The organism is Mesorhizobium sp. J428, from assembly GCF_024699925.1.
GTDB lineage: Bacteria > Pseudomonadota > Alphaproteobacteria > Rhizobiales > Rhizobiaceae > Mesorhizobium_A.
Genome location: NZ_JAJOMX010000005.1, coordinates 122,037 through 144,812, shown reverse-complemented (window position 1 = coordinate 144,812; position 22,776 = coordinate 122,037). Strand labels below are relative to the sequence as shown.

Below are 22,776 nucleotides of genomic sequence, written 5' to 3'. Positions count from 1 at the left end.
CTAGCCGTCACCCTCGAACGTCATTCCGTTCTGGACAGGTCGCGATAGCCGCGTCGCCGCCTCAGGCGCGATAGAGCCTCGCGTGCGGCAATGGCTTCTTCCCGGGTCTCGTAAAGGTCGACCCGGATACGGCCGGGCCTGCCGATCCGTCCCCATTCACGCACGAGGCATATGTCGCCGAACAGGCTCGGCGTCGACGACATGCGATAGAACCGCGCCATGTTGCGCGCAGGATCGATGCGGTGGAGATGGATCGCGTCTTCGGCCTGCATGACGTGATCGTTGCTTCCCGGATCAACGCCGTCCAACGCATTCTATGAATCGGTCGGTCTCCATCGATTCAGGTTGCTGATGCATCGGCCGGAAGTGCAATGTTTGGGCGAGCCGGCCTGCGGCCGACCGGGCTCTACTCGCGTCGCTCGCGCGCCGCTCACGGAGCCCGCTGAAGCGGTCTCCGCCTTCGGTAACGATCCCATCTCGCAGGGCATCGGGGACCGGATCGACCGGCCCCCGATGCCACGAGGGTCAACCCCTCGCGCTCCCCGCCGGCTGGTCGCCGGATATGGGCGCATCCCCTGACGGGGATGCGGATCTCTCTGACGTCCCAGTCTACTGGCCGCTCCCATCGCCTCAAGGACTGCGCGGCCCCTCCAATTTTCAGCCGTCGCCCTGAAGGAGGGCGCCGACGGAAAATCGGTTCCTCCGCTTGCCGCCTCCGGCGGTCGCTTCGCGATCCTTGACCCGATGCTCGACTTGCCCGTCACCGGGCCTCCGTCATCAAGATGAAGGAGGCCATGACATGGCACACAACACTCTCATGCTTGTCGCGCAGCTCTCGGGCTTGCGCATCCTCGTTCTCGCCAACCGGCTCGGCTGCGACACCGAACTGGCGCGCAGCGTGCACGACTCGCTCGCCGCGAAGCTTGCGAAAATGATCGCCGCGCAACGCAATATCCTCGCCGCTGACCGGGCGCGTGTCGCAGCGCGCGGCACCGAAGACGAAGAGGATGCATCTTACGACCTGCACCATTACCAGATGGCGTACTATGAAACGTGGCTGGTCGAACCGGTTGCGCTTCTCGACGAGTATCTCGTTGACGATCTCACCCACGAATACTTCAATTTCAGCACCGGTGAATGGCATCTCCGAGACTCCGATGTGCCGATCACGGTTCCGGTTCCGGCCGACAAGCTCTGCGGTCTCGCAAGCATCATCGCCGAAATCGAGGACGTCAGCGGCGTGAGGTTCAGCGTCGAGAACGTCTACTACAACGAGGCCGAAGCCGAGGCCGCCTGGTGGGAAAGCAGCGGAGCGGACCCAGACGAGGTTTTCGCAATGACCGATGCCGGTCACCCATGAGGCCGGCGATCGAGGCGGTGCAAGTCGCCGCCTCGATTATCTGTTTGTCACAACGAGGCAGGCCCACTGTGTCGATGCCCGCTTATCGGTCGATAGCGCCGGTCCTCTTTTGCGGATCCAAGTCAGCCTCGGCGTTTCGTGTCCGGTGGCTTGGCCGCGTTCTCCGCGCCGCTGTCTAGCGACAGTTCCTCGACCAGCATAAGAAGGTTCTGGGCTGTCGCAGCCGGCAGGTCGAGCATGCGCATCACGAGCTTGAATCGGACCTCTGCCTCCTGCTCGGTCTCACCAAAAAACTGCGGAGCCGCCGCGTAAATCGCCTCGATCGGCGAGAAGTCAAGCAACTCTGCCAGATGAAGCAGCCGGGTCACCCTGAGCTTGGCTCCGGCCCGCTCGTGGCGGGCGTAAATTTCGTGGTGCAGCCCGACCATCATGCCGACCTGCTCGCGGTTCAGGTTCTGCGCATCGCGTCGCTCGCGCAGATAGCGGCTGATTTCCTCCTCCATCTCCAGAAGGCTGCGAACGCCGCCAAATCCCGGCTTGCGATAAATCGGTTTGTCGACCTCTGAGTCGTTCGTCTCGACCAGGCCGTGCCTGTCGATGTAAGTCTGTACGTCCTTGATCGCCATCTGCTGGGCTCGACCCGAATCCCGTTGCCCCAACCCTGTCAAAAGAGACGAGGAAAATCCCCACATTGGCTCAAAGCCCCAAGAAATCAGAGCCAAAACGATGGTGTTCCTAGCAGGGATTCGGACTCGACTTCAACTCGTCTTTTGATCTAGTCTAGCCGCGACCGCCTTCCATTCAATAGCCGTTCGTGTCGAGATACTGCCGAATGGCCTTTTCCATGATCGCCTGCATCGACGTGTCCATGTTGAAGGAGGCCAGCTTCAGCCGCCGCTTGGTTTCCCGGTCCAGATTGACGTTCACGAAATGACTCGCGCCTTTCATGCGCGCCCGCTTCATCTGGCGCAGCGCCTTGCTCGCCTCCGACTGTACGATACCGTCTTCTGGACTTTCTTTGCTTCCCGAATCCGTTGTCGGCGCAGGTTGGCGGGGCTGTCCGGCGTTCCCTCCAGGCGGTCCTTCCGGTGCCGCCGCCCGCTGCCTGCGCGGCGCGGTGGCAAATTCATCGAACGACAGGGTCGCTTTGCCGGTCATGCCGCACGCCACGCTGGCATCCTGCCCGTGAGCAATCCGTCGACTTCCTCCACCAGCACCTGCGTCTCCCGGCGCGCCTTGGCGATCGCCTCCGTCACCTCCTGCATCTGCAGCGTCCCGATGCCGTTATGGATGTCCTTATAGACATTCCGCTCAAACACCTCGGTGCGGAACAGGTAAGTCCCAACCTTGTCCTCGATGATCGGCCTGATTTTCCGGTAGAGTTCCGTATGCCTGACCGTCACGGTGATGCGCGTCCGCAGCACGCCGTGCCGGCATTGACGGCCCAGCGCCTCATTGACGCGCACTACGTTTTCGAAGCTATCAATGGCTCCGAGCACTTCGCGTTTTGACGGCTGGATCGGCGAGATCACCAGGTCGGCCGCTGCGATCACAGGATCGACGATCGAGGTATCTTCACCCGGAGTGTCGATCAGCACGTGATCGAACCCGGCAGCGCTTTCCTCCATCCACCGCTCCAGTCCTCTCGCCGTCTTGTGGCTGTAGACCTCGATCCCCCCGGGCTGGGCGTCCTTCTCCTGGCAGTCCATCCACCACTTCATCAGATTGTTGCGTGCGTCCATGTCGATCATGGCGACTCTGCCGCCACGCAGGGCATATTCGCCGGCGATGTTCATCAGCGCGGTGGTCTTGCCCGCGCCTCCCTTGCCGTTGATGGCTGCGATCACGACAGTCATTGGGGAATCTCCACAAAAATGTGTTTCTACTGACGCATGAATCCATTTCCGTGTGGACGTGGATTCACATTGACATGCAAGCACACGAACATGGAAAAATACAGTCATATTGATATGGAAAAACATCACTTCAAGGAGATTGTCGCAAAAATCCATGTGTTATGAGTTGGCAGGATACGGAAAAATGTGATACATTTTTCCTGACGATCGAGGGACAGGCCCTCGATCCGCGGCCTGCGGCCGCAAACACCACGATCAAGGGTGCGTGTGTCGATGGCCGGCAGCCGTTCAGAAGCATCGAAACGCAAGGACCGGGTGGCGCATATACGCTTCTCGCCGGCCGAGTTCGAGGCCCTGGAGGCGGCAGCGAGCGCGGCCGGGATGACCGTCTCGGCCTTCCTGCGGTCGCTCTCCATGGATGGCGCCGGCGTGCGGCCGTTCCTCGGGGAGGGAGATCGTGCAGTGTTTGGTCTGCTCGCCGAGGGCATGCGTGCGATCGGCAGCAACCTCAACCAGATCGCGCGCGCCATCAACACCGGCAGGGTGCCGGCCGATGGAGCCGTCGCCGGCAGCATCAAGGACGCGCATGGGGTGGCGACGGCTCTCGCAGCGGAGCTGGCTGAAATGACCAGGCGGTGTGCTGCGGTCAGACGTGGGGAGGGGGCCTGATGGAAATCCTTCCCGGCGCCTTCGAGCAGGAGTGGGAGCGCCGACGCGCCATGCTGACGCATGAGATGCAACTCGGCCAGGTCGGAAAGAGCGACTGGGACGAGCCGCGAAGGGCAGGGGTGGCGCGCCTTTCTGAGGAGGGGTCTGGCGGCTTAGGCAGGGCGCGGCGGCTGGGCGGGAGTCGACCGCGGTGGTCGCGTGGCGGCGCAGGCTCGGCCGGCCGCTCGATGCGAACGCGCTTCGCGGCGCTGGCGCGGGGGAGCCAGCCGGCGGTGGTGAAGCTCGCCTCCTATGGCGGCGGCGGTCGCGCGGCCGCGATGATGAGCTACACGTCGCGAAGCGGAGAACTTGCCGTTGAGAACGAGCGCGGCGAGCGCGTGCTTGGCCGGGACGCGCTCGCCGAACAGCGCGCGGAGTGGGAGCATCTCTTCGACAATCGTGCCGCCAGCCGGGATCTCGGCGTCTTCCATGCCTCGATAGACGCGGTTTCGCTCTCCTCAGGCGTCGACCAGAACGATCAGCTGAGCGAGATCCTGCGATCGGGTTTTGGCGATCGTCGGTTCGTCTATGCGGCGCGCGAGCGATCCGATGGGGAACTCTATGTCAGTGGCGTCGTCGTTCTGCGCGACCGGAGTGGAGAGCGGCTGACTGGCGATCGGAAAGCCGCGGAGATCGTGCAGCAGCGCTACGACGACACAAAGGCCGGCCGGGACGTCGAGGCGCGGTTCCGTTTTCATGGCTACGGCAATTGCGTGGAATGGGGCACCGCCCGGGTTCGGGAACTGATCGCGTCAACCGACGGCGAGGTCCGCGACGATAGCGGCCGGCTGATCGGTGATGCGACGCAGGCCGGCGATCTCGTGCAGAAGGAATGGCGCAAGGAACTGCACAGCCGCAAGGGCAGGGACGTCCTGCACCTGATCGTCTCGGCCCGGGCCGGCACGGATGCGTCCGCGTTCGAGGGAGCGGTCCGCGAATTCCTGGGCGAGCAGTTTGCGGGACACCGCTATGTGTTCGCCGTCCACGATCCGGCGCTCGATCCGAGGGAGATGGCGGAAGGCGGCAAGCGTCCGCATATCCATGCCCATGCCATCGTGACCATGCGGTCAGAAACCGGCGAACGGATCGTCACCAGTCCGCAGTTGTTCCGGGAATGGCGCTCGCTGATGGCCGAGAAGGCGCGCGAGCAGGGCATCGACATGGAACTGACCGATCGGCGGGAGTTCGCTAGCGCGCCGGCCTACACGCGCAACCAGGTGCGGCCCGTCAGCTATCGTGGCCGAACCGAGTATGAGGGGACGAGCGCCGCGGCACAGGCTCGATATCAGGCGAAGCGGTCGAATGCGTTGAGCCCGACAACTTCGGACCGGAGCAGCCAGTACGCGGCGACGGCAGCGCAGGTCTGGAGCGATCTAGCGAGCGAGGAGCCGGGCGCCCCGGAACGCAATTTTGCGGTGCTGCAGAAAGCCCGTCTCGAAGTCGCTCCAGATATCAACCAAAATAGCCTAGTATTAGAGGATTTTAAGCAAGGAGCTGTCAAAAATGCAGCCAATATGATAACGTTTAGTCAGATCGTGAACGGTGAGGATGGACAGATGCGGGAGATGACGCGTCCGGAATTCGATGCCTACGAAAAACGCGTGGAAGCGGTTCTAGCTTCGGTCGAGCAGACCCTTGACCCAGCTGAGCGCGAGGAGTTCGACGAGGTCGCTGCCGCCGCACGTGAAGTGGTGGATGTTCGTCGCGAGTATCTGGATCTCACCGAACGGCAACTCTCGGCCGAGCCTCAGGGCGCCCGGCAGGAGTATCGCGATGCGCCGGATGATTTGCACGGCCGCAACGCTGGCGCGGACCTGACGCCGATCGGACAGTCGGCCGAAGCGGCAAAGGAAGTTCTGGCCGAACTCCGGTCTTCGCGTGCAACGTTGATCGGCGCCGGGACCGGGAGCCACTCCGAGGCAACGGTCGAGACCTATCGCGAGAACCTCAATCTTGTCCTGTGGCGGGCGGCGGAACTCGCCGTAGAACATCAGAACACGCATGTGCGCGACGCCGCACAGGATGACGAGCAGCTCGCAGATCGGATCAAGCTGCTTGAGAAAATGCGAGAAGAGCGCGACGCCTCATACAATGACGGTTTTGAGGGAAGACCCATCCCGGACATCGCAAAGGGCGATGCGAAGCTGCTTGCACACTACGAGCAGGGGCTGAGAACGCTCGAAATGGAGATCGCCGTCACGGATGCGGAGAACGGGATCGGGTCAGCGGGCTGGGGCCGCGCCGACGGCTCCTGGACCAGGGAAGATTCAAAAGCCGCATGGGAGAACTTCAACCGGCGAAGCAGCGAACTTGAGGCGTTTCAGGCTGAACAAGGGCAGGCGGCGCCGAGGCACCACAATCCCTCGACCACCGCGGAGTCGTCCAACGACGAGCGAGCACACGAGCTTGACCATGATGATGACCGTGTCGTTCCGCTTGCCCATGGCGAGATCGCGCGCGAACGCGAGGCCAATCTCTCAGGTCCAGAGGGACAGCATGTGCCGCCAACGGTCGTTCGGGACAGTCCCGAGCGGACAGCGGTCGACGCGCGGTCCGATCCACCGCAGCAGCACGTTCCACGTCTGCAGGAACTGGAGCGCGAGATCGAGGAGCGGCGCGAACGGGATCGCGATGACCGGGAGCGCTAGGAGCAACAGATGAAACGCGATTGGGACATCAATCCACTTCCACCGCCAGAAGGCTCGGATGACCAAGGCCTCGACTCCATCTCGGCCTACCTGATGCTGGCATTCGTCGTCGTCGGTCCATTGATCTATTTCGGGCCGCAGCTGCGCATGTTGGAAGGCTGGATTGCAAGGGCCTACAGCACCGTCGAAGGCTGGCTCATTCCGATCAGGGACTGGTTCCTGGGGCTTGTGGGGTAGCCCCGGATCCGGGACTGGAACAAATCAGGACCGCGACGAAAAAAGCCCGCTGCCGGGAGGAGGTGGCAGCGGGCTCGATTCGAAAGCGGCGCGGGAGGAGGTGCGCCACCTTTCAATGTCGGCATCGCATCTGGGAGGAGTAGATGGCCGACACTTGGCATCATACCTTTTGCTTGGGATATTGCAATGCACAATTTCCATATTGCATTGCGAAAGAACCCGTTCGACTTTCTAGCAAAGATTGAGCTTGCAAGACAATTCAATGCAAAGTCGCATAAGTTTTGTTATGGAACTAACTTATTGATATCATTCGCATAATCGTACGTACGTTAAATCACCAGTCGCCAGGATAGCCGGGAAGACGGCAATCGTGTGCCGCTGGAGAGCGCCACATGTCGAGTCAAGATGGGGGCGCGTCACCTCCGAGGCTCAAAACGAGATCCGATCAGCGGATTCGGCCGGCGAATTCTGCCAGTGCTTTGGCGACAAACTGTGGCGCGACGCTCCTCAGAGCCTCTATCACTTCGCCGAGGGTCATGGCCGGCCGCCTGTATCCGGCCGCCTGCCGAAGGAGTGCTGTCCTCAATTCTGCCGGGGACGTCTCGATCAGCTTGACCAGAAAATCGTCCGGCCTCATCGCAGCGATTCCGGGCGGGAGGATTTGGAAGTCCCTTACATTGGACGTCACGATAACATCCGCGCCGGCGGCAACCGCCGCGGCCACCACGTGCCGATCCTTGGGATGATTGCGCATGGCCGCTTCGAGCTCTTGCCATCCCTCAACGTTCGCCTCGGGGTAAGCATCCTCCATCAGGTCGCGCAGTGCCGACGCCTTCTCTGCGTCCATGCCGTAGTCGCGAACCAGATTGCGCACGACCTCGTCAAGGATTTCGGTGGACCATTGAAGGCGAAAGCAGCCGGCCGCTGCTGCGCGCAGCAGCGTGTCCCGCAACAGCATGGGGAAAAGGACGTCGGCGTCAAGGATGGCGATCAGCATTGGTTTTCCATGGTCCAGTTATTTTCCCGGCCGCTTGGGCTTGCTCCGAGGTTTCGCACTGCCTGCCTCAGCCTGCTCGCTTTCGTCGCGCAACGCCTTGTTGAGGCGGGCATGCTCGCGGGTAACATCGTTTGCGCTCACGTCGATCGCACGTTCGAGAAAGGCTGCCATCGTCGCATCCTGGAGCCCGGCCAAACCGGCGGGTTCGAGCGGCCCCTTCTGGTGGCGGTTCTTGCGATCCCACAGGCGCAGCAGCACGATGTTGGGATTGGGAAGGAGCGCCAGGCCGAATTTCTGACCGCCTGCCGAACGGAGTTTGACGAAGCCAAAGGCTTCGAGGATCTTCAATCGTTCCTGCCAGCCCCGAACGCCGCGCGGACCCGTAAATCCGGAGGCGTAGGCGAGGTCGGGCGACCGGCCGAGCCGCACGAAGCCGTTGTCCCATGTGGCGCACCAGAGCGCGAAATAGGTCGGGCCGAGAGGCTTGCCTTTCGAAAGCTCATCCAGCGCTCGCATCAGGAGTGGCATCGTCTTCGGAACGGTCGCGTAGCCGTCGTAGCGCCCGCGATCCCAGATCTGCTCTGCGGCTTCGGGCCAGAACGTATCGCGCAGCTCGACGTCCTTGGATTTTATCGCCTTCCCTTTTATCGTCGCCATCATTGCCTCGCATGAGAATCGCTCGTTGCCTGCATATATGTGGCAAATATCGTGCAAAAGCAATGACTTAATAGAGTCATGAGGATTTCAAGAGCGCTTGAAACAGTCAAGTTTGAAACGCCTTCGTGGCCTGGATGAGTCAGTAAGCTCCTTGCATTGACATGGATGCGTCACACCTCAACGGAAAATGGTAAGAGTTTCTGAGGCTTAGGAGCCGCCGATAAGTGCTCGCGCGTGCTACTGTGCTGCCCGTGCTTATCGGTGCTCCGATGTGCTCCAATGCCGACGCGGAGAGGGCGGTGGTTGCGTTTGTAGCGTTTATGGGCCATATAGCCGACATGGCTTCGTCACACCGCACACAGTCAGGCAAAAGGCCTCCTCAAATCTCGAAAGCCGTTGCGGCCGTCGAACGAACGGCGGCTGCTCGTGTGGTATCGCTCATCTCGGCCGGGTCGAGAAGCAGGCGGGAGACGGTTGAACTGGTCAATTCGAAAGGTGAACGGCTGACGCTCCCGAACGCCCTGACCGACGTCGTTTATCGCGCAGCGGAGCTGCTCGCCGACGGAACGCCAGTTGCGGTCCTACCCGAGGAAGCCATGCTGTCCACGCAGGATGCGGCGGAATTCCTGAACGTCTCTCGCCAATATCTTGTCCGGTTGGTCGACGCCGGTGAACTGCCGGCTGTAAAGGTCGGCAGCCATCGGCGCCTTAGGGTCCTGGACGTCATGGCATTCAAAGAAGGCCGTGACGCCAAGCGTTCGACGGCATTGGATCGTCTCAGCCAGCTGACCGAAGAGGTTGGCGGCTACGAGCTTGGTGCGAAGTCTCGTTAGAACAACGCCATTTGCACGTATTGTGTCGCCGCCGCGCCATCCGGCCTGCTGAGAGCCTTTCTCGGCTCACGTCAGACCGACGAGCTGTTCAACATCGGGAAGATGGCTTCGAGCCGGGCAAGCGAATGCGACGCGATGTTCGGCGCATTGATATGGACCCCAATTTCTCCCCAGGGAAAATCAGGGTCGGCCGAGGCCGACGCCCAGTTCAAGCTGGTCACGACGAGATCGTCATTATCCCACAGGGCAAATTTCCCATGCAGTGGGATCTTTTTAGTTTTCACTAGGACGACGCCGTCAGCCCGTGCTTCCTCCTCTAGCGCCTGGGCATGTCTGTTCTTGAGGGGGCCGGAGGGCTGAGTGTAAAACGACAGATCGCAACCCGTCCCGGCGGGCCGCGACCTCCCCCTGCAGCAGCGCGCCGGGTCTGGCGGTGGATCCGAGCCGATTGCTTCCGATAACGAACCTGTGCTCGGCCGTTCCGCTGGCGGTGCGCAGTATCCCGTCATGAGCGTCGCCCACGACAATCGACACCCGTGCGTTGCCGCCCACTTTCGGCGAACGCCGCATGTCGCGGGCGGTGATCGCCATCTCGGTTGCGATCGAGTCCGCCAGACCGCGGCGTCCGGTCAGACGCTGAAGAGCTGACGCGACATCGGCCACGAGATGCTGGTCGCGCAGAAGGACCGAAAGCTCGACTGACTGAAAGGGTGAGGAGAGCCAGTTGCACGATCCAATGCCGGCAACCCAGCCATCGCTAGGGGTGTCGACGAGGATCACCTTGGCGTGAGAGCCGGTGGTGCGCATGTGAATGCGAAACCGCCCTCTCATGTCGCGATCCTCCCTCACGATCTGGGCGATCGAGGACGCTGCAGCTCCGTTTCTTGCCGCCGTTTCTTCGTCCTTCTCCGCCCCCCAAAGCAGATCAAAGGTAACCCCGCGAGCGCATGCGGCTTGGATGAGGGGCTTCAACTGCGAGAAACGGGCTGCATCCAGGAATGTCGAATGGATGATGACCCTTCGATGTGCCCGACCCAACAGCTGCTCGAGGCAATCACGCTGCGCTGAACCGCCGATTATGATGTCGGCAGGGTCAAAGCGGCAATCATGGACAACCGGTTCATTGTCCCGGGTTTCCCTCGGCCCCGCGTAGGTGACCTGGAAATCGGTCGTCCCGGCCGGCAAGTGGGCGGCCTCATCCACGAGAGCCCGCAGCGCCGTCCCGGCATGCTGCGGGACGCCCTGCGCTGACCCGTCGATCACCCGAAGAAGCATGAATTCGTCGTCCCGCATCGTAGCTGTCCGCCCATCGACCAATGCGACCTGCTCGTCCAGGCCGCGTGTGGCGATATCCGACAGACGATTGAGATTGGCCTCGTGCGACATCGACGGGCCACCACCATCCACGGTAATGACCCGTACCTCGGTGCCGATGCTGCGCAATTCCTCAAGTTTGGCCTGCGTCACGAGGCGGATCTGGCGGGTCGGAAAAAAATCTCCCGTTGCCCATTCGATGACGAAGCTGACCCGGCGCGAAACCCGTGTCGGAAAGAACGGCAACGGGTTGACACTGTTGACGGCCTCGAACCCGAAGGCGCTGGCTTTGAAGGTCACGCCCTCGTCGGTCAGCACCACTTCTACAAGCCGGAAGCGCATCAACCGTGCAATCGACGCAACCACAAGCTGGTGCGGGAGGTTCGCGCCAGCGGCCAATGCTGCAATCGACTTCGGTTCTTTCCACACCGCCCAGAGCAGGAGCTCGTCGACCACGCTCCACGCCCGCCCCCGATCGAGACCGACCTTGCAGGCAATGCGGAACACAGGAATGGCAATGACGACGCTCATCCGCGCGGTCTCAGCGCATCGGGCTTCAGGAAACTGGCCAGAGGGAGGCCATTACGCGTTATGTCGCGAAGCGCGGTGATTGCGGCAACGACCTCGGTGAGAAACGAGAGGTCGTGTGTCTCGTTGTCAGGATTTACACCCCGGACGGTTTCACGAAGGAAATCCAGGCTGCCGACCAGGATCAGCTGCGACTTCGCGCGACTGAGCGCGACGTTCATCCGTCGCGAATCTCGAAGGAATCCAAGGGCGCGCCCGCCCGCCATCGCATTGTTCCTGACGAGGGACAGGATCACGAGGTCGGCTTCCCCGCCCTGAAACGAGTCCACCGTGCCGATGAAATCGCCATTGCTGCGGATGGCCTTGAAGTCGTCGAGGTGCTTCAGCTCCTGTCGCCGAAGCGCGTTGAGGCGTTCGTGAAGCTTCTTGGCTTGAACCTTGTAGGGCGTCAGTATTGCGAGGCTTGGCTGTTCGGATCCCTCCCGCGCTCTGACCTGGCGCAGCACATCGATCACCGCGGCAACCTCGGACGGATTGTGCCAACGCGGGCGTGACCTTTCCAGTGCGTCGGATTTGCCGGTCGAACTTACGTGCGGAAAATCGACCACGACGATCGGCGACACGGGCACACCGCCCAAATGAACGAATGGCGGCGCTTCCTCTACAGCTGCGCGCGCCCGTCGCGCCTCGGTCCGGAGCGTCCCCTTGTAGAATGCCTTCGACACGACCTCGGCGATCGCAGGGTCCATTCTGCGCTGTTCCGTCAGCGTCGCAGCGATCGGCCTGTGGCCGGCTTGGACTCGGTTCCGCCGTTCGTCTTCCTCGACAAAGGTGCGGAACGGCTCGAGCAGGCGCAAAGCCATATCGCATGTGTCGACCAGGTTCCTTGCCTCGTCAAAATCAAGGTCGTCCAGCTCATCGTCCTTCAAGAGCGGCCCGATCATCTGCTCGGCAAGTGCCAAGGCCTCGCTCACCAGACTATGGTCCCCCAGTATCTTTGCGAGCCGCTCTGCATCCTGAGGCGGAAGCTGATTGTGATCGCCAATCATCAACCGCCGGCCCGAAAGCATCAGCGGACCGAGCAACTCTGGTCCCAATGCCTTTGCCGCTTCTTCGATGATGACCCAATCGAACTGTTCCCGAGCCTCGACCAGGCGTTCCACATCCGACGAATTGGCGGTCGAGATGACGATGTTCGCGGCGTCGAGCACGAGGTGGGAAATGGCGCCGAGGCCGGCTCGCAGTTCTCGATCGACACCGTCTCTGGCGACGTTCAACCGCTCTGCGGCATCATTCAATGCAACTATGCGGGACTTGATCTGCGGGGGTGCGTCCTTCGCCAGCGCGCTGCTCGCAAGCCTCCCTATGAAATCCGCTCCGGCACGATGGATTTCCTCATCGCTCGTGGGCCGCTCCTCCGGCGTTGTGGAGCGCACAAGGAGGACGTCGTTCATTCCGGCCTTGGCGAATGTTTCCTTGATTTTCGTCTGGAGGTTGTCGAGTGCATCGTGCCCTTGGGCGGACACCAGCATACGTGTTGACGGATCGCCTTTGAACCGCCGGCGGACTACTTCCGTGGCGAGCTTCGTCTTACCGACGCCGGGCGGGCCGACGACGAAGAATGACGGCAATGTCGACCAAAGTCCGACCAGAGCTTCCTGCTTAGGCTTGTCGAGATCGACGAACGCCGCATCGCGCCGATCATCATCGCTTAGTGTTTCCCGGCTCGAGCGCCGAATCTGCCAGGGATCGACAAGCATTGCAGCGAGATCGACGCGCGTATCAATCGCCTTGATGTTGCGAAGCCGGCGGGCGATGACCTGTTCGGTCCCGGCGTCACGTTCCGTGCGCAGGAAGAGGGGTCGCTCCCCCGGCAACTCCTCGTCGATCTCGAACCGGTAACCCCGGCGACCACGATGGTCGACGAGATCGATGAAGCTCGCGACGACATCGGCAGCGCGCGTCGCCCCAAGGCTCGCGGCCTGGCTCAGTCGCCATTTCGCTTCGGCTTCCTGGTGCTCCTCCTCGAAAAGCCGGACAAGCGCGTTGGCCGATTCGACCATTCCAATGCGTTTGGCGAGCCGATCGCGATCGTTGTTCGGCTCGGCACGCAAGACAACATATTTCCGGCCGTCCTGTTGTCCTGTGTCGAGCACCTCGACCGGATAGACCTCAAGCGCCTTTGCAACCGCCTCAATGATCTGAATCAACAGAAGTGCTTTCTTCACTGCATTGGTGTCGCCCATCCCAGGGGATCGGCTTTGCGGGGAAGCAGCAAAGGCGCTCCAGTCGAGCACGTCCGGCCCAAGTCGTGCCCGCGTGTCCTGCGCGTTCCGTATGCCGGTGGCTACAAGAACCTCCTGATCGATCGCATGTTCAACCGTGTCGCCGACACTGAACGATGCAGCGCGAGGCTCAACCTCCTGGCAGATTGCAATGTCCCAAACCGCTGCGCTTCCCTCCCCGCGCGACGGTCTCAGGCGATAGGTCATGCTGTCTGTCACAAGCTTCAGCCGGCCATTCGCCGGGTCGAATTCGCGCGGCACCAGGAGCGTTGCCCCGCCATCCAGGTCGGCCCGCACCCAGTCCAACTGCTTGCGAAACTCGTCGGTCGCAATGGCGCCTTCACTCGCTCGGTAGACGGCATCGCCGAGTTTCGATTGAAGATCGAACATCAAGATGAAACTGCCTGAGTGGGCAGCTGCGACGACACCGATATTGGTGATGACGTCGTCCAGGGCGCGGCCGAGCGAATCTGCGTCGAGTTGGTCCATGCGCCCAGGCGCGACCAGCCGCTTCAGAAAGATCTGCTCCGGTGGCTGCAGCACGATCGATGACGGCGCTCCCGCGCGGGGTGCGACATTGCCGGAAGGCAGAACCTCGGCGTCGAGGCAGTTCGCGGCCAGGAAGCCCAAAGCGCGCCAGTCTTCCGCGAACGAATAGTGTCGCGCCGTTTCGGCACTCTTCCGCGGCATCACCGATGCCGGCACCTGACCGACCGCGTCCCCGCTGACCCGCAGGCTCCACTCGAAGCCGCCGACCTGAAAATCCGGCTCATCGGATCCCTCAGTCATGATGACATCCGCGGTCAGGCGACCATGCACGAGCCCTTGCGCATGGATGATCCCGAGCGCCGCGACGACACGCTTGATGTTGCGCCAGAAGAGCACCCGCGATCTCGTTGCACCCAGATTGCGAAGCCAGTGTTGGCTGGAGACACGTCGGATGCGCTCGCTCAGGGGATGTCCGTCCTTCTCGAGGAGCACCCCGAAATGCTCGTCGTCCTCGACGAATTCAAGCACCTCCACGATGACATCACGGGCACCCGCATACGCCATGATGCGTTGTACCTGGCGCATCTCGTGCAGCCACAATTGCCGGAGGTGATCATCGACCTGCGCATCCGATTTGCGCCAAAGCTTCAACAGAAATTCACCTCCGGAGGCGCGGTCCTCGACCTCAAAGATCGCGGATCGGAGCGCAGCCTGGTCGCCGGCGGCGACCGCGTCACCGACGAAGTGAAACCGATCGTCAAGTGACGTCCTGCTTTGGCTTCGTTTTGAGTTCTTCATCTCCAAAGTCGCCCGACTCGCCCAATCCCCTAGACGAATACTTCATTTCGCGACCTTCAAGCCAGTCAAACGCGCGCAACAGCCCTGTTGCTCACAACCCGCCACCATGATCCCTGTCGATCTTCAGGGCTTTCGTCGGCAGCAGCTTCGAACGGTATCGCGACTGATGTTCGAGCATCCCAGAGCAACGCTGCGGCACGCCGTTTTCCGGCCTGTTGGGATCTGGTTGCAAACCGAGCGCGCACCACGGTCGTGACCGCGATGCGGTTCCACGCGCTGGCGCCTGTCTTTCAAATGGCGGACTCAATGTCAGCCCGCGTCGGCCTCAGCGATTTCCAATTCGTCTGGAACTGTCTCGTCGAACACCCGTGCCCAACTGCCTGTCTTTCCGCGCTGGCTCCCGGACCTGGCCGGCGCCTTGGCGAGAGATTTCAGTTTTCGGGCGGCTGTGGCGAAACGCGCATCGAGTGCGCCGCGCGCGGGCCTCGCAGAAGCCCCAGCTCGCGGCGGTGTCGTCGCGGTCGCGACCACAGTTCTTTGGCCCCTGCCGCCGACGGCCTCGGGCTTTGGTGCGGCCGGTGATTTCCGAGCGGGACGCTTAGCCTTCTCTTCCGGTGGGGCGCCCTGCCCCTCCGATTTCAAGGCATCCGCATCCTGGCCAGCATAGGACCCGACTGTTGCCGGCACTGGCCGCTGCGGCAGGAACTCGATCGCAGGCACATGCAGCGGGTTTGCCCTGGAGAACCACTCCATCGTCTTGAACGGCGAAGTCCTGAAGAACCGCAGCTTGTCGGCGAAGACCGGGTTCTGGCCCTCGGCCAGGATGACCATCTTGCTCGCCGGCATCTGGCGGACTTCCTGCGGCATCATCAGGTCGCGTTCGCGCAACTGCTCAACCTTGGTCCGACGATGCAGGCCCATCAGCTCGATCGTGCGGGATTCGGTCTTGTAGCGGACCGTGCGCTTGCCAAGGCCCTTGGAGATTGCCTCCGCGGTGACCTGGTCATTGGCGCCGAACACCAGCTGGTAGCCGCAATTGCCCATGAGGGAATGGCGGGACGTCTCGCCATACATCTCATCGAGGTTCTTCAGGTCCTGGATCACGAAAGCCATCTTGATGTTGTAGCCCGCCACGTAGGGCAGCTTCGTCGTGATCTCGTTCATTTTTTTTAACTGCCGGAATTCGTCGAGCAGGAAGTAGACCGGCACGGATCGCTCGGTATTCTCGAGCATGAGTATATCAAGCGTCTGTTGCACGAAGAGCGCGAGCAGCGGCCGCAGCAGCGTGATGTCGGTGACGTTGGGGGCAAGATAGATCGACACCGGCCGATGCTTAAGGGCGCGTAGATCCATGTCCGTGACCGACGTTGCGGCGACGACGCGCTCATTGCGGAACGGCCTGAGCGCCTTTTGGATATCGAGCAGCGCCGACGCTGCAGCGCGCTCGGACAGGGCGATGTAGGCGTTGAAACTCTCCACCGTGAAGCGGGACAGATAGGGTTCGCGCTCCTTGATGAGGATCATCAGCGCCTGCAGACTAGCCCCGCTGTTGAAGAAGGCCGTGACCTCGCCGAGGTTGCGATGTCCCTCGTAGAAGACGCTCTCATTGATGTAGCTGATCGCGCCGGCCATGACCTGCTGGGCCGTGGCCTGCCAGATCGAGTTCTCGGATTCCGTTACCTCCGGGACGAGGATCGCAGCCATGTTCTGGATGTCGGTGGTTCGGTCGCCGCGATCGGGCCGGATGAAGTCGAGCGGGTTGTAGCGATGCGTCCTCTCCGATCCCGGCGCGAACAGGAAGACCTGGTTACCCTTCGATTTGCGATAGCCGGCCGTGCTGCGGAATATCTCGCCCTTGAGGTCGGTGACGATCATCGAGCCTTCGTGGGTGAGCGCATTCGGCACGACGTAGCAAGCGCCCTTCCCCGAGCGCGTCGGTCCGATGATCAGGTGATGGCGGTCGTCGTCGACGCGAAGTATCTGCCGTCCGAAACGACCAAGTATCTTGCCTCTCCTTCGGAACCATCCGTCGCGTCGCAGCGACATCGCTGTCTGGAAGCGGGCGTCGCCGAGGGGGCTCGAATTGGGGCGCAGACCGGCATAGGCGACAGCGCCGGCGACAAGGCACGCAGGCAAGAGTGCGCCGAGCGCGACGACGCGCAGGACGGAGCTATCGCCATAGGCGACGAGCTGCTGGAACGGCGCGAACGGATTTGTTGTGATGGTCGCCTGCAGGATCCGTCCGTCGCCATAGACGAGTTGCAGCGCGAGACCATAGGCCAGCAGCCAGGCCGCCAAGGCGATGGCCAGACAGAAGCCGAGATAGAAGACGCGAAGCGAGCCGGTCATGTCACATCCATCCGTTCGCGCGCGAAGAATATCTCGGAGACGCCACGTCGGCCCCCTTCCCTGCGCAACTGGATGACGATCGGAATGACGCTCTGGATGTAGGAGATGAGATCGGCCTTCGGGTAGGCGGCCGACAGGCCCGACTGCATGACCATCATGGCGAGCTGCTCATAGGCGCCGAGCGGCGTGTCGGCATGAACCGTCGACATGGATCCTGGATGACCCGTGTTGATGGCGCGCAGGAAGGCGAAGGCCTCCGATCCCCTCACCTCGCCGACGAAGAGGCGATCCGGCCGCATGCGCAGCGAGGCCTCGAGCAAGGACTGGATCGTCACGCTCGCCGTTCCCTGATCGCCGCGCGATGCGAGCAGATGGACAGCGTTCTTCTGAGGCGGGAACAGCTCGCGTGTGTCTTCCAGCGTGATGATCCGCTCATGCGGGTCGACCGACTTGAGACATGCGTTCAGGAAGGTCGTCTTGCCGCTCGAGGTGCCGCCGCTGATCAGGATCGACACCCGGTTGACGATCGCTGTCCGGATAAAGCCGTAGATGTCCCTGGCCGAGAGCTGCTCGACCAGGGCCTGGTCGGTCTCGCTCAGGCCACCGACGGCAACCGTCACCTGGTCGAGCGATCCCTGGTCGCGGTAGTCTTCGAGTGTGAAGTTGCTGATGACCTGTTTGCGGATCGACAGCGTGCCGCCATCCGGCGCCGCGGGCGGCAGAACGACCTGGATGCGCTCGCCCGTGGGAAGCGCTGCGCTGAGGATCGGATTGGCGGGGCTGACGAACTGGTTGGTGCTCGCCGCCACGCGCTCGCCGATGTTGACGATCTCGGCCGTGGTGAGCTCCGGAACTTCTTGGAACTCCATGTGGGCCGAGCCGAGACGTTCGACATAGACCTGCCCGGGCCGATTGACCGAGATCTCGACCACCTCCGCATCGGTCAGGAACGCCTTCAGCGGAGCGAGCGCCCGATAAAGGAAATAGTGCCTGCTGGACGCGGGATCAGTTGAGGCCACGTTCACGGCGTATTTCCTTCAACGCTTCGTCGACCGGGTCTTCATAGAGTGCGGAGAAGTCGAGGTCCTGCCGAACGAAAACGAAGATGCGCTCACCCTGGCTCACGCTGATCGTGGGCGGGATGCGCAGAGAGTCGCCGAGCGCCTGGTTGGCCATGTCCGAGAAGGTTTGCGCGAGTGTTTCCCTGGCCAGCTCTTCCGCGCGCTGCGCATCGTCGCTGTCGCCGGATGCGGTCTGGCTGCCATAACCCGTCAGGTAGCTGGCGCCGGCGCCAACGACCGAGAGCAAAATGGCGGCGCCAAAGCGCTCGCGGAATTTCTTGTCGACTCGGCCCGTCAGTCCGGACCGGCCCAGACTGTCGGCGCCGATCGAGTTCAACCGGACTGTCACGCCGTCATCGCGCAGCATACGGCTCCACACGACGAAGATCCGCGTTTGGCCGCGCATGATCTCCGACTGGTATTCACCGATGAGGCGCGTTCCGGTGGGGATCAGCACACGCCGTCCATCGAAGGAATAGACGTCCTGGGAGACGATCGCCCTCACCTGCCCCGGCAGATCGCTGACGATTGCCGTCTCCAGAATACCCGGGATGAGCGTACCCTCCGGGACCAGGGCATCGATCCGCGCGATCCTCCTGGCTTTGGCGCTGCGATCGGAAAGGCTGGTCGCAGCCGCCAGAAACTTGCTGCTGCGATCCTCACCCGCGACGGAGAGCCCCTCCCCCTCCCCTCCGGTCAGAGTGCCGGGCCCGCTCGAAGCGGGATTATCGAGCACGATCAGTTTCGACCGGAGCCTTTCCGGAAACTCTTCCGAAGCGGCCTCGACGGCATCGGGGGGGCGGCGGGGCTGCACCGGGCACGGGCGGAGGCGGCACCTCGAACTCGGTGGTATCGACCTCTTCTGCTGGAGGCGGGGGTGGGGGTGGAGGCGGTATCTGGACCACATCCGGCGGCGGCGGCTCAGGCGCCGGTTCGCCCTCGCGCACGAAGGAGGGCGGCCGGAACGTCGTCGTGGTGAATTCCTCGTCCCCGTCGAGCATGTCGCGCACCGGCGGCTGCCGGTTGGCGAGGATCATGTATGCCGCCACGAGGCCGAGCAGGATCAGTATGGCGCCGCCGGCCAGCTGCTTGCGACGGACGGAGGTGTCGGCGACGGCGGGATCGTCGTTGTCGGCCAGGGTTTCAAGTTCGGGCGAGCGTTTCATCCGTTGCCGCTCCGGCGCCGACGCTTTGCCTTGTCATCCTCGACCGGTCCTAGAATGGCAGGGTCCGGTGCCCCGAAATCGGGCTTCCTCAAATTGAAGATGCAGACCCATTGATTGCCTTCGCGAAGGGTGAACTGGGTCGCTGTGCCGTCGACGACAATGTAGTCCCCTTCCCTGCGGAAGTTCCTCAGCGTCTCGGAGAAATCCGAGTTGACGGCGAAGATCGCAGGCACTTGGCCGTCGAACTTGAAGAAGGTCTTGTTGCCGTCGTCGAAGACCATCAGCGGCTTCAGCCGCGCGTCACCGGAGAACGAATAGTCGATATTGACGTTGGCCTTGTCGATCCCGGAAATGTTCGGCCAGGCGGCGCGCTGCTCCGCCTCCTTACGCAAGGCGGCATTGAGGTTCTTCTCCGGATAATGGAAGCGGATTCCAAAAACCTTGCGGGCGGCCTCGGGCGCGAAATCATGAAGCTCGAGATAGTAGATGCGCTTGGTCGTCACGACGTTCATGTTCGTCACGACGTCCTTGGCGATCGGCTTGACGAAGAGGATGTTACCCTTCTCGGCCGGCACGACCTGCCAGCTTTCGGTGTCGCCGAGCGAGATCGTCTCGAATTTTTCCTCCTCGTCGAAGATGATCATCGTCGAGATGCCGTAGGTGGCGAACACCTGGACGACGTTGTTTTCCTGATAGGTGACGCTGGTCACACGCGCATCGAGCGAGCCGCCCTTCGGGGTCTGGGCCGCGTGACCTGGCCAGGACGCCACAAGCAAGAAGGCGACGGCAAAGGCGCGGCCCCTCATCGCGCGTCCCCCGGGGTGACGGTCTCCTGGTCGCGACGATAGGCGTAGACCTGGAAGCCGAGGGGGTTCTCGAAGCGCCATTCGTTGCGCATGGGTATGTCGGTGTAGCGGAAGCGGACAACCGAGATCCAATGACGAACGATCGACTCCGTGTCGCTGCGCTCGTTGGTCGAAAAGCGGACGATCGCGGTGCTGGCGTTCGGGAACGTCACCGACTTGATGTCGACCAGGACCCGCTTCAGACGCCCGTAGACCTTGGTCGGGTTCTGCGCATTGGCGGCGCTGTAGAGGCTCTGCAGCTCGCGCGCTGCCTCGTCCGTTGACAGGAGAGCGGCGATCCCGAAATTCTCCTCGATCGCATATGGATCGTAGCCTTCCCGAGCGCGGATGTAGCGGACCACATTCGCCTGGGTGATGGCCTGCTGTTCGGTGAGATTCGCCGGCCGTGTCAGGCCCGACTTGACCTCGATGTAGCCCGTCGTCTGGTCGACAGTGACGACATAGGGCTCGAAACTCTTCAGCGGCAACATCAGCACCACGGCCAGCAAACTGAGAACGGCGATCCCGGCAAAGACGATCGAGAAGAACCACGCGACACGCGCCGACCGCTTGGCCCGCTTGATGATCTCCTGCTCCCAGATGTCGCCTTGCTGGAAGTACGAGCACAGCGCTGTTTCGAACTTGTCGGCCATCCCTGCTCAGTTCCTGTCCTTCTCGATCGTGCATCGTCTTGCCGATCAGGGTTGCCTCGGGGTTCCGTTGGATGTGATCGCACGCTGCATCGAGGCGCCTGCACCATCCTGTCGCGGCGAGCGAAGTCTCGCCTGCACGCGATGGACGGCGGCCTGGGTCTGCCTCGCCGATTGACTGATCGCCTCACGGCCCCAGAAGATGCTGCGAGCCGTCATGAAGCGCGAGCGCGGCCCGATCGGAGTCGCCAGGCCGCCAGCGATTCCCTGCGCGAGCGACTGCACCTGGAAGAGCACAAAGCTGCCCGCGAGGCACAGCATGATGAAGGCGGCGAAGTCGCTCAACGTCAGTTCGCGATTGCCGGAGATTTGGTCGATTGACGTCAGTTCCGGCTCCATCGCTGCGATCAGGAAGGCGGCGATCACGTAGACGAAGAGTGGAATGATCGCGTAGAGCAGCGACTGGTTCAGCCATCCCATGGCGTAGCTGCGAGTCGCATCGAAAAAGAAGCAGGCAATGAAGATCGGCGCGGTGCCCAGCAGCACCCACAGCACGACCTTGGCCAGCACGAGAATGCCCAGCGCGATGGCGACGAACAGGCCGGCAAAAACCATGATGATCATGCCGATCAAAGCGGGCAGAACCGACAGATAACCAGCCTGCTCCGAAAACGCCGCGGCGGCGGTGTTCGCGGTCTTCCAAATTTGCGATAGCCCATTCGTGGGCTCGGTCACGCCCGTTCCGGATGCCGCCAGGATAGCGCGGCCCGCCGCCTCCGGCACCGTGGTCAGCCAGTCATAGACAAGATCGTTGAAGTTCGACCAGGTGCCGACCAGGATCAGGATGACGAACACGCGCACCAGCCGGCCGATGATCTCGGCGACGCTAAGCCGTGAGGTTCCGAGGAAGAGCTGCACACCATAGAACAGGACGGCCAGGATGAAGAGGAGACGCAGGAGCGGCTCGAGATCGCGGCTCAAAACCTCGTAGGCGCTCTGCGAGAAATTTTGCCCCGAAGCATCGATCCGATCCAAGAGTTCGCCAATGAAGTCGTCCACCGCCCTGCCCTATTCTTCTTCCGCGGACGCCAGGTCCTGGATTGCCGCCAACGCCGCGGACCGGTCCGCATTGACGGAAATCATTGGCCCGCATTCGTCCCCCGTGCTGGCATAGCTCGATAGATTGGCCGGCCGCTTGCACGGCGCGGTCTTCTCGCGCGGTGTACCGCACCCACCGGCAAGCACGGCCAGAGTGAGTAAGATGATGGTCGGGGCGAATCGACGGCGTCTCATTCGTACCGCAGCGCCTTTTTCGTGTTCGACATGTCGGTCAGCTTGCGCTGGTTCTCCGCGTGCAGCGACTGCACGCCGGCGTTCAGGACGCCGATCATCTCGTTGAGCGTCAGTCCCGTCTGAACCTGCAGCTGCGTGTTCTGGTCGATCGACCCCTTGATGTCTTCCGCCTGCCCGATCTCGCCACCGGCGCTTTCGAGGGCGGAGCGGCGCATTTCCACCGCAGCTTGAGAACCGGTGATCAACGCCGAGACGCCCATGACCGTCTTCATGAGCTCCTCGTAGGACTTGTCGCTGGCAAGCGAACTGTTGTCCTTCCCGGACAACGAACGCACCAGTTGCAGGCCGTTGATGAAGAGGGTGGCGGCTTGCACGACGTTGGGGTCGAGAGATCCGAAGTCGGCTACGCCGCTCTTCAGGATGCTGTCGAAGGAGGGGCATTGACGACACGCTGAAGCCATTGCCGATCGCGATGTCCTTCAGCGGGCCGGCGTCGCTGCCGCGGTCGCCGGTCACCGCCTTCAGGGTCTCCTCGACGGTGGTGAGAATTTCCTTGTTCGTGTCGAGGATCTTGCCGGTCTTCTCGGCGGTGTCGCGCGCAACCGCGTAGTTGGTCTTGTCGATGACCGGAATATCTGCTGCCGCCGGCACAATGCCTGCGCCGACCAAACCCAGGATTGCCATTGAACGTTTCATGTCGAT

22 protein-coding genes and 1 pseudogene are annotated in these 22,776 nt (G+C 62.1%); 6 read left to right on the top strand and 17 right to left on the bottom strand.

The window, feature by feature from the left end; genetic code table 11:
- Positions 1-20: 20 nt before the first annotated feature.
- Positions 21-272: a WGR domain-containing protein gene (locus tag LRS09_RS29625; RefSeq protein WP_257810786.1), complete on the bottom strand. Its 252-nt coding sequence runs from the start codon at positions 270-272 to the stop codon at positions 21-23.
- A gap of 527 nt (positions 273-799) precedes the next feature.
- On the opposite strand from LRS09_RS29625, the gene LRS09_RS29620 reads away from it, so the two are divergent.
- Entirely contained in the window at positions 800-1,360 is a 561-nt protein-coding gene (locus LRS09_RS29620; protein ID WP_257810785.1) for a hypothetical protein, read from the top strand.
- A 122-nt stretch (positions 1,361-1,482) separates the two neighbouring features.
- On the opposite strand, the gene LRS09_RS29615 is transcribed toward LRS09_RS29620, so the two are convergent.
- The 3 genes from LRS09_RS29615 to LRS09_RS29605 all read right to left on the bottom strand — a co-directional run bounded on the left by LRS09_RS29615 (position 1,483) and on the right by LRS09_RS29605 (position 3,216).
- Positions 1,483-1,986: an XRE family transcriptional regulator gene (locus tag LRS09_RS29615; RefSeq protein WP_257810784.1), complete on the bottom strand. Its 504-nt coding sequence runs from the start codon at positions 1,984-1,986 to the stop codon at positions 1,483-1,485.
- Between the two features lie 175 nt (positions 1,987-2,161).
- The gene (locus LRS09_RS29610) at positions 2,162-2,518 is read right to left on the bottom strand and encodes a hypothetical protein (RefSeq protein ID WP_257810783.1); all 357 of its coding nucleotides are present in this window, start codon (positions 2,516-2,518) and stop codon (positions 2,162-2,164) included.
- Positions 2,515-3,216 carry a ParA family protein gene (locus LRS09_RS29605; RefSeq protein ID WP_257810782.1) on the bottom strand — a complete coding sequence of 234 codons (702 nt, stop codon included), beginning with the start codon at positions 3,214-3,216 and terminating at the stop codon, positions 2,515-2,517. Before LRS09_RS29605 ends, LRS09_RS29610 begins: the two co-directional genes overlap by 4 nt.
- A 273-nt stretch (positions 3,217-3,489) precedes the next feature.
- On the opposite strand from LRS09_RS29605, the gene LRS09_RS29600 reads away from it, so the two are divergent.
- The 3 genes from LRS09_RS29600 to LRS09_RS29590 all read left to right on the top strand — a co-directional run bounded on the left by LRS09_RS29600 (position 3,490) and on the right by LRS09_RS29590 (position 6,809).
- Positions 3,490-3,885 carry a MobC family plasmid mobilization relaxosome protein gene (locus tag LRS09_RS29600; protein ID WP_257810781.1) on the top strand — a complete coding sequence of 132 codons (396 nt, stop codon included), beginning with the start codon at positions 3,490-3,492 and terminating at the stop codon, positions 3,883-3,885.
- A gap of 272 nt (positions 3,886-4,157) precedes the next feature.
- On the top strand, positions 4,158-6,572 hold the full coding sequence (locus tag LRS09_RS29595) for a relaxase/mobilization nuclease domain-containing protein (protein ID WP_257810780.1): 2,415 nt from the start codon (positions 4,158-4,160) through the stop codon (positions 6,570-6,572).
- Positions 6,573-6,581: 9 nt separating this feature from the next.
- Positions 6,582-6,809, top strand: a complete 228-nt coding sequence (locus LRS09_RS29590) for a hypothetical protein (protein ID WP_257810778.1) — start codon at positions 6,582-6,584, stop codon at positions 6,807-6,809.
- Positions 6,810-7,254: 445 nt separating this feature from the next.
- On the opposite strand, the gene LRS09_RS29585 is transcribed toward LRS09_RS29590, so the two are convergent.
- Together LRS09_RS29585 and LRS09_RS29580 are read right to left on the bottom strand one after the other, a co-directional pair.
- On the bottom strand, positions 7,255-7,806 hold the full coding sequence (locus tag LRS09_RS29585) for a PIN domain-containing protein (protein WP_257810777.1): 552 nt from the start codon (positions 7,804-7,806) through the stop codon (positions 7,255-7,257).
- A gap of 18 nt (positions 7,807-7,824) precedes the next feature.
- Positions 7,825-8,526: a hypothetical protein gene (locus LRS09_RS29580; RefSeq protein ID WP_257810776.1), complete on the bottom strand. Its 702-nt coding sequence runs from the start codon at positions 8,524-8,526 to the stop codon at positions 7,825-7,827.
- Positions 8,527-8,762: 236 nt separating this feature from the next.
- On the opposite strand from LRS09_RS29580, the gene LRS09_RS29575 reads away from it, so the two are divergent.
- Entirely contained in the window at positions 8,763-9,296 is a 534-nt protein-coding gene (locus tag LRS09_RS29575) for a helix-turn-helix domain-containing protein (RefSeq protein WP_257810775.1), read from the top strand.
- A gap of 71 nt (positions 9,297-9,367) precedes the next feature.
- Here the strand turns inward: LRS09_RS29575 and LRS09_RS29570 are convergent, their stop codons facing one another.
- From LRS09_RS29570 to LRS09_RS29560, 3 genes are read right to left on the bottom strand one after another with little or no spacing between them, the layout of a single operon-like run.
- On the bottom strand, positions 9,368-9,580 hold the full coding sequence (locus tag LRS09_RS29570; RefSeq protein ID WP_257810774.1) for a hypothetical protein: 213 nt from the start codon (positions 9,578-9,580) through the stop codon (positions 9,368-9,370).
- 13 nt (positions 9,581-9,593) lie between these two features.
- Positions 9,594-11,141: a phosphatidylserine synthase gene (locus tag LRS09_RS29565; protein WP_257810773.1), complete on the bottom strand. Its 1,548-nt coding sequence runs from the start codon at positions 11,139-11,141 to the stop codon at positions 9,594-9,596.
- Positions 11,138-14,440 carry a DEAD/DEAH box helicase gene (locus LRS09_RS29560; RefSeq protein WP_257810772.1) on the bottom strand — a complete coding sequence of 1,101 codons (3,303 nt, stop codon included), beginning with the start codon at positions 14,438-14,440 and terminating at the stop codon, positions 11,138-11,140. Before LRS09_RS29560 ends, LRS09_RS29565 begins: the two co-directional genes overlap by 4 nt.
- On the opposite strand from LRS09_RS29560, the gene LRS09_RS29555 reads away from it, so the two are divergent.
- Complete coding sequence (locus LRS09_RS29555) at positions 14,411-14,677, top strand: hypothetical protein (RefSeq protein ID WP_257810771.1); 267 nt, start codon at positions 14,411-14,413, stop codon at positions 14,675-14,677. The two genes, LRS09_RS29560 and LRS09_RS29555, sit on opposite strands and share 30 nt — an antisense overlap.
- 342 nt (positions 14,678-15,019) lie before the next feature.
- Here LRS09_RS29555 and LRS09_RS29550 read toward each other — a convergent pair whose 3' ends face one another.
- The 8 genes and pseudogenes from LRS09_RS29550 to LRS09_RS29515 form a co-directional block, all read right to left on the bottom strand.
- A complete protein-coding gene (locus LRS09_RS29550; protein ID WP_257810770.1) occupies positions 15,020-17,059 on the bottom strand; it encodes a type IV secretory system conjugative DNA transfer family protein in 2,040 nt (679 codons plus the stop codon).
- Positions 17,056-18,084, bottom strand: a complete 1,029-nt coding sequence (gene virB11 / locus LRS09_RS29545) for a P-type DNA transfer ATPase VirB11 (protein WP_257810769.1) — start codon at positions 18,082-18,084, stop codon at positions 17,056-17,058. Before virB11 ends, LRS09_RS29550 begins: the two co-directional genes overlap by 4 nt.
- Entirely contained in the window at positions 18,065-18,856 is a 792-nt protein-coding gene (gene virB10, locus LRS09_RS30560) for a type IV secretion system protein VirB10 (protein WP_374684960.1), read from the bottom strand. Before virB10 ends, virB11 begins: the two co-directional genes overlap by 20 nt.
- Entirely contained in the window at positions 18,846-19,286 is a 441-nt protein-coding gene (locus LRS09_RS30555) for a hypothetical protein (protein WP_374684959.1), read from the bottom strand. The genes virB10 and LRS09_RS30555 overlap by 11 nt, the downstream gene beginning before the upstream one ends.
- Complete coding sequence (gene virB9, locus LRS09_RS29535) at positions 19,283-20,092, bottom strand: P-type conjugative transfer protein VirB9 (protein ID WP_257810768.1); 810 nt, start codon at positions 20,090-20,092, stop codon at positions 19,283-19,285. Before virB9 ends, LRS09_RS30555 begins: the two co-directional genes overlap by 4 nt.
- Positions 20,089-20,784 (bottom strand): virB8 family protein, encoded by a 696-nt coding sequence (locus LRS09_RS29530; protein ID WP_257810767.1) that lies wholly within the window; start codon positions 20,782-20,784, stop codon positions 20,089-20,091. Before LRS09_RS29530 ends, virB9 begins: the two co-directional genes overlap by 4 nt.
- 45 nt (positions 20,785-20,829) lie before the next feature.
- Positions 20,830-21,840: a type IV secretion system protein gene (locus LRS09_RS29525; protein ID WP_257810766.1), complete on the bottom strand. Its 1,011-nt coding sequence runs from the start codon at positions 21,838-21,840 to the stop codon at positions 20,830-20,832.
- A 230-nt stretch (positions 21,841-22,070) separates the two neighbouring features.
- Positions 22,071-22,770 (bottom strand): annotated as a pseudogene (locus tag LRS09_RS29515) (type IV secretion system protein).
- Positions 22,771-22,776: the final 6 nt, after the last annotated feature.

Bases quoted from the DNA above. Each gene is read 5' to 3' on its own strand.
- LRS09_RS29615 (WP_257810784.1), bottom strand. From the start codon at position 1,986: ATGGCGATCAAGGACGTACAGACTTACATCGACAGGCACGGCCTGGTC.
- LRS09_RS30555 (WP_374684959.1), bottom strand. From the start codon at position 19,286: ATGAAACGCTCGCCCGAACTTGAAACCCTGGCCGACAACGACGATCCC.
- LRS09_RS29530 (WP_257810767.1), bottom strand. From the start codon at position 20,784: ATGGCCGACAAGTTCGAAACAGCGCTGTGCTCGTACTTCCAGCAAGGC.
- LRS09_RS29610 (WP_257810783.1), bottom strand. From the start codon at position 2,518: ATGACCGGCAAAGCGACCCTGTCGTTCGATGAATTTGCCACCGCGCCG.
- LRS09_RS29620 (WP_257810785.1), top strand. From the start codon at position 800: ATGGCACACAACACTCTCATGCTTGTCGCGCAGCTCTCGGGCTTGCGC.
- LRS09_RS29605 (WP_257810782.1), bottom strand. From the start codon at position 3,216: ATGACTGTCGTGATCGCAGCCATCAACGGCAAGGGAGGCGCGGGCAAG.
- LRS09_RS29565 (WP_257810773.1), bottom strand. From the start codon at position 11,141: ATGAGCGTCGTCATTGCCATTCCTGTGTTCCGCATTGCCTGCAAGGTC.
- LRS09_RS29555 (WP_257810771.1), top strand. From the start codon at position 14,411: ATGCTCGTCGTCCTCGACGAATTCAAGCACCTCCACGATGACATCACG.
- LRS09_RS29625 (WP_257810786.1), bottom strand. From the start codon at position 272: ATGCAGGCCGAAGACGCGATCCATCTCCACCGCATCGATCCTGCGCGC.
- LRS09_RS29590 (WP_257810778.1), top strand. From the start codon at position 6,582: ATGAAACGCGATTGGGACATCAATCCACTTCCACCGCCAGAAGGCTCG.
- LRS09_RS29550 (WP_257810770.1), bottom strand. From the start codon at position 17,059: ATGACCGGCTCGCTTCGCGTCTTCTATCTCGGCTTCTGTCTGGCCATC.
- LRS09_RS29585 (WP_257810777.1), bottom strand. From the start codon at position 7,806: ATGCTGATCGCCATCCTTGACGCCGACGTCCTTTTCCCCATGCTGTTG.
- virB9 (WP_257810768.1), bottom strand. From the start codon at position 20,092: ATGAGGGGCCGCGCCTTTGCCGTCGCCTTCTTGCTTGTGGCGTCCTGG.
- LRS09_RS29600 (WP_257810781.1), top strand. From the start codon at position 3,490: ATGGCCGGCAGCCGTTCAGAAGCATCGAAACGCAAGGACCGGGTGGCG.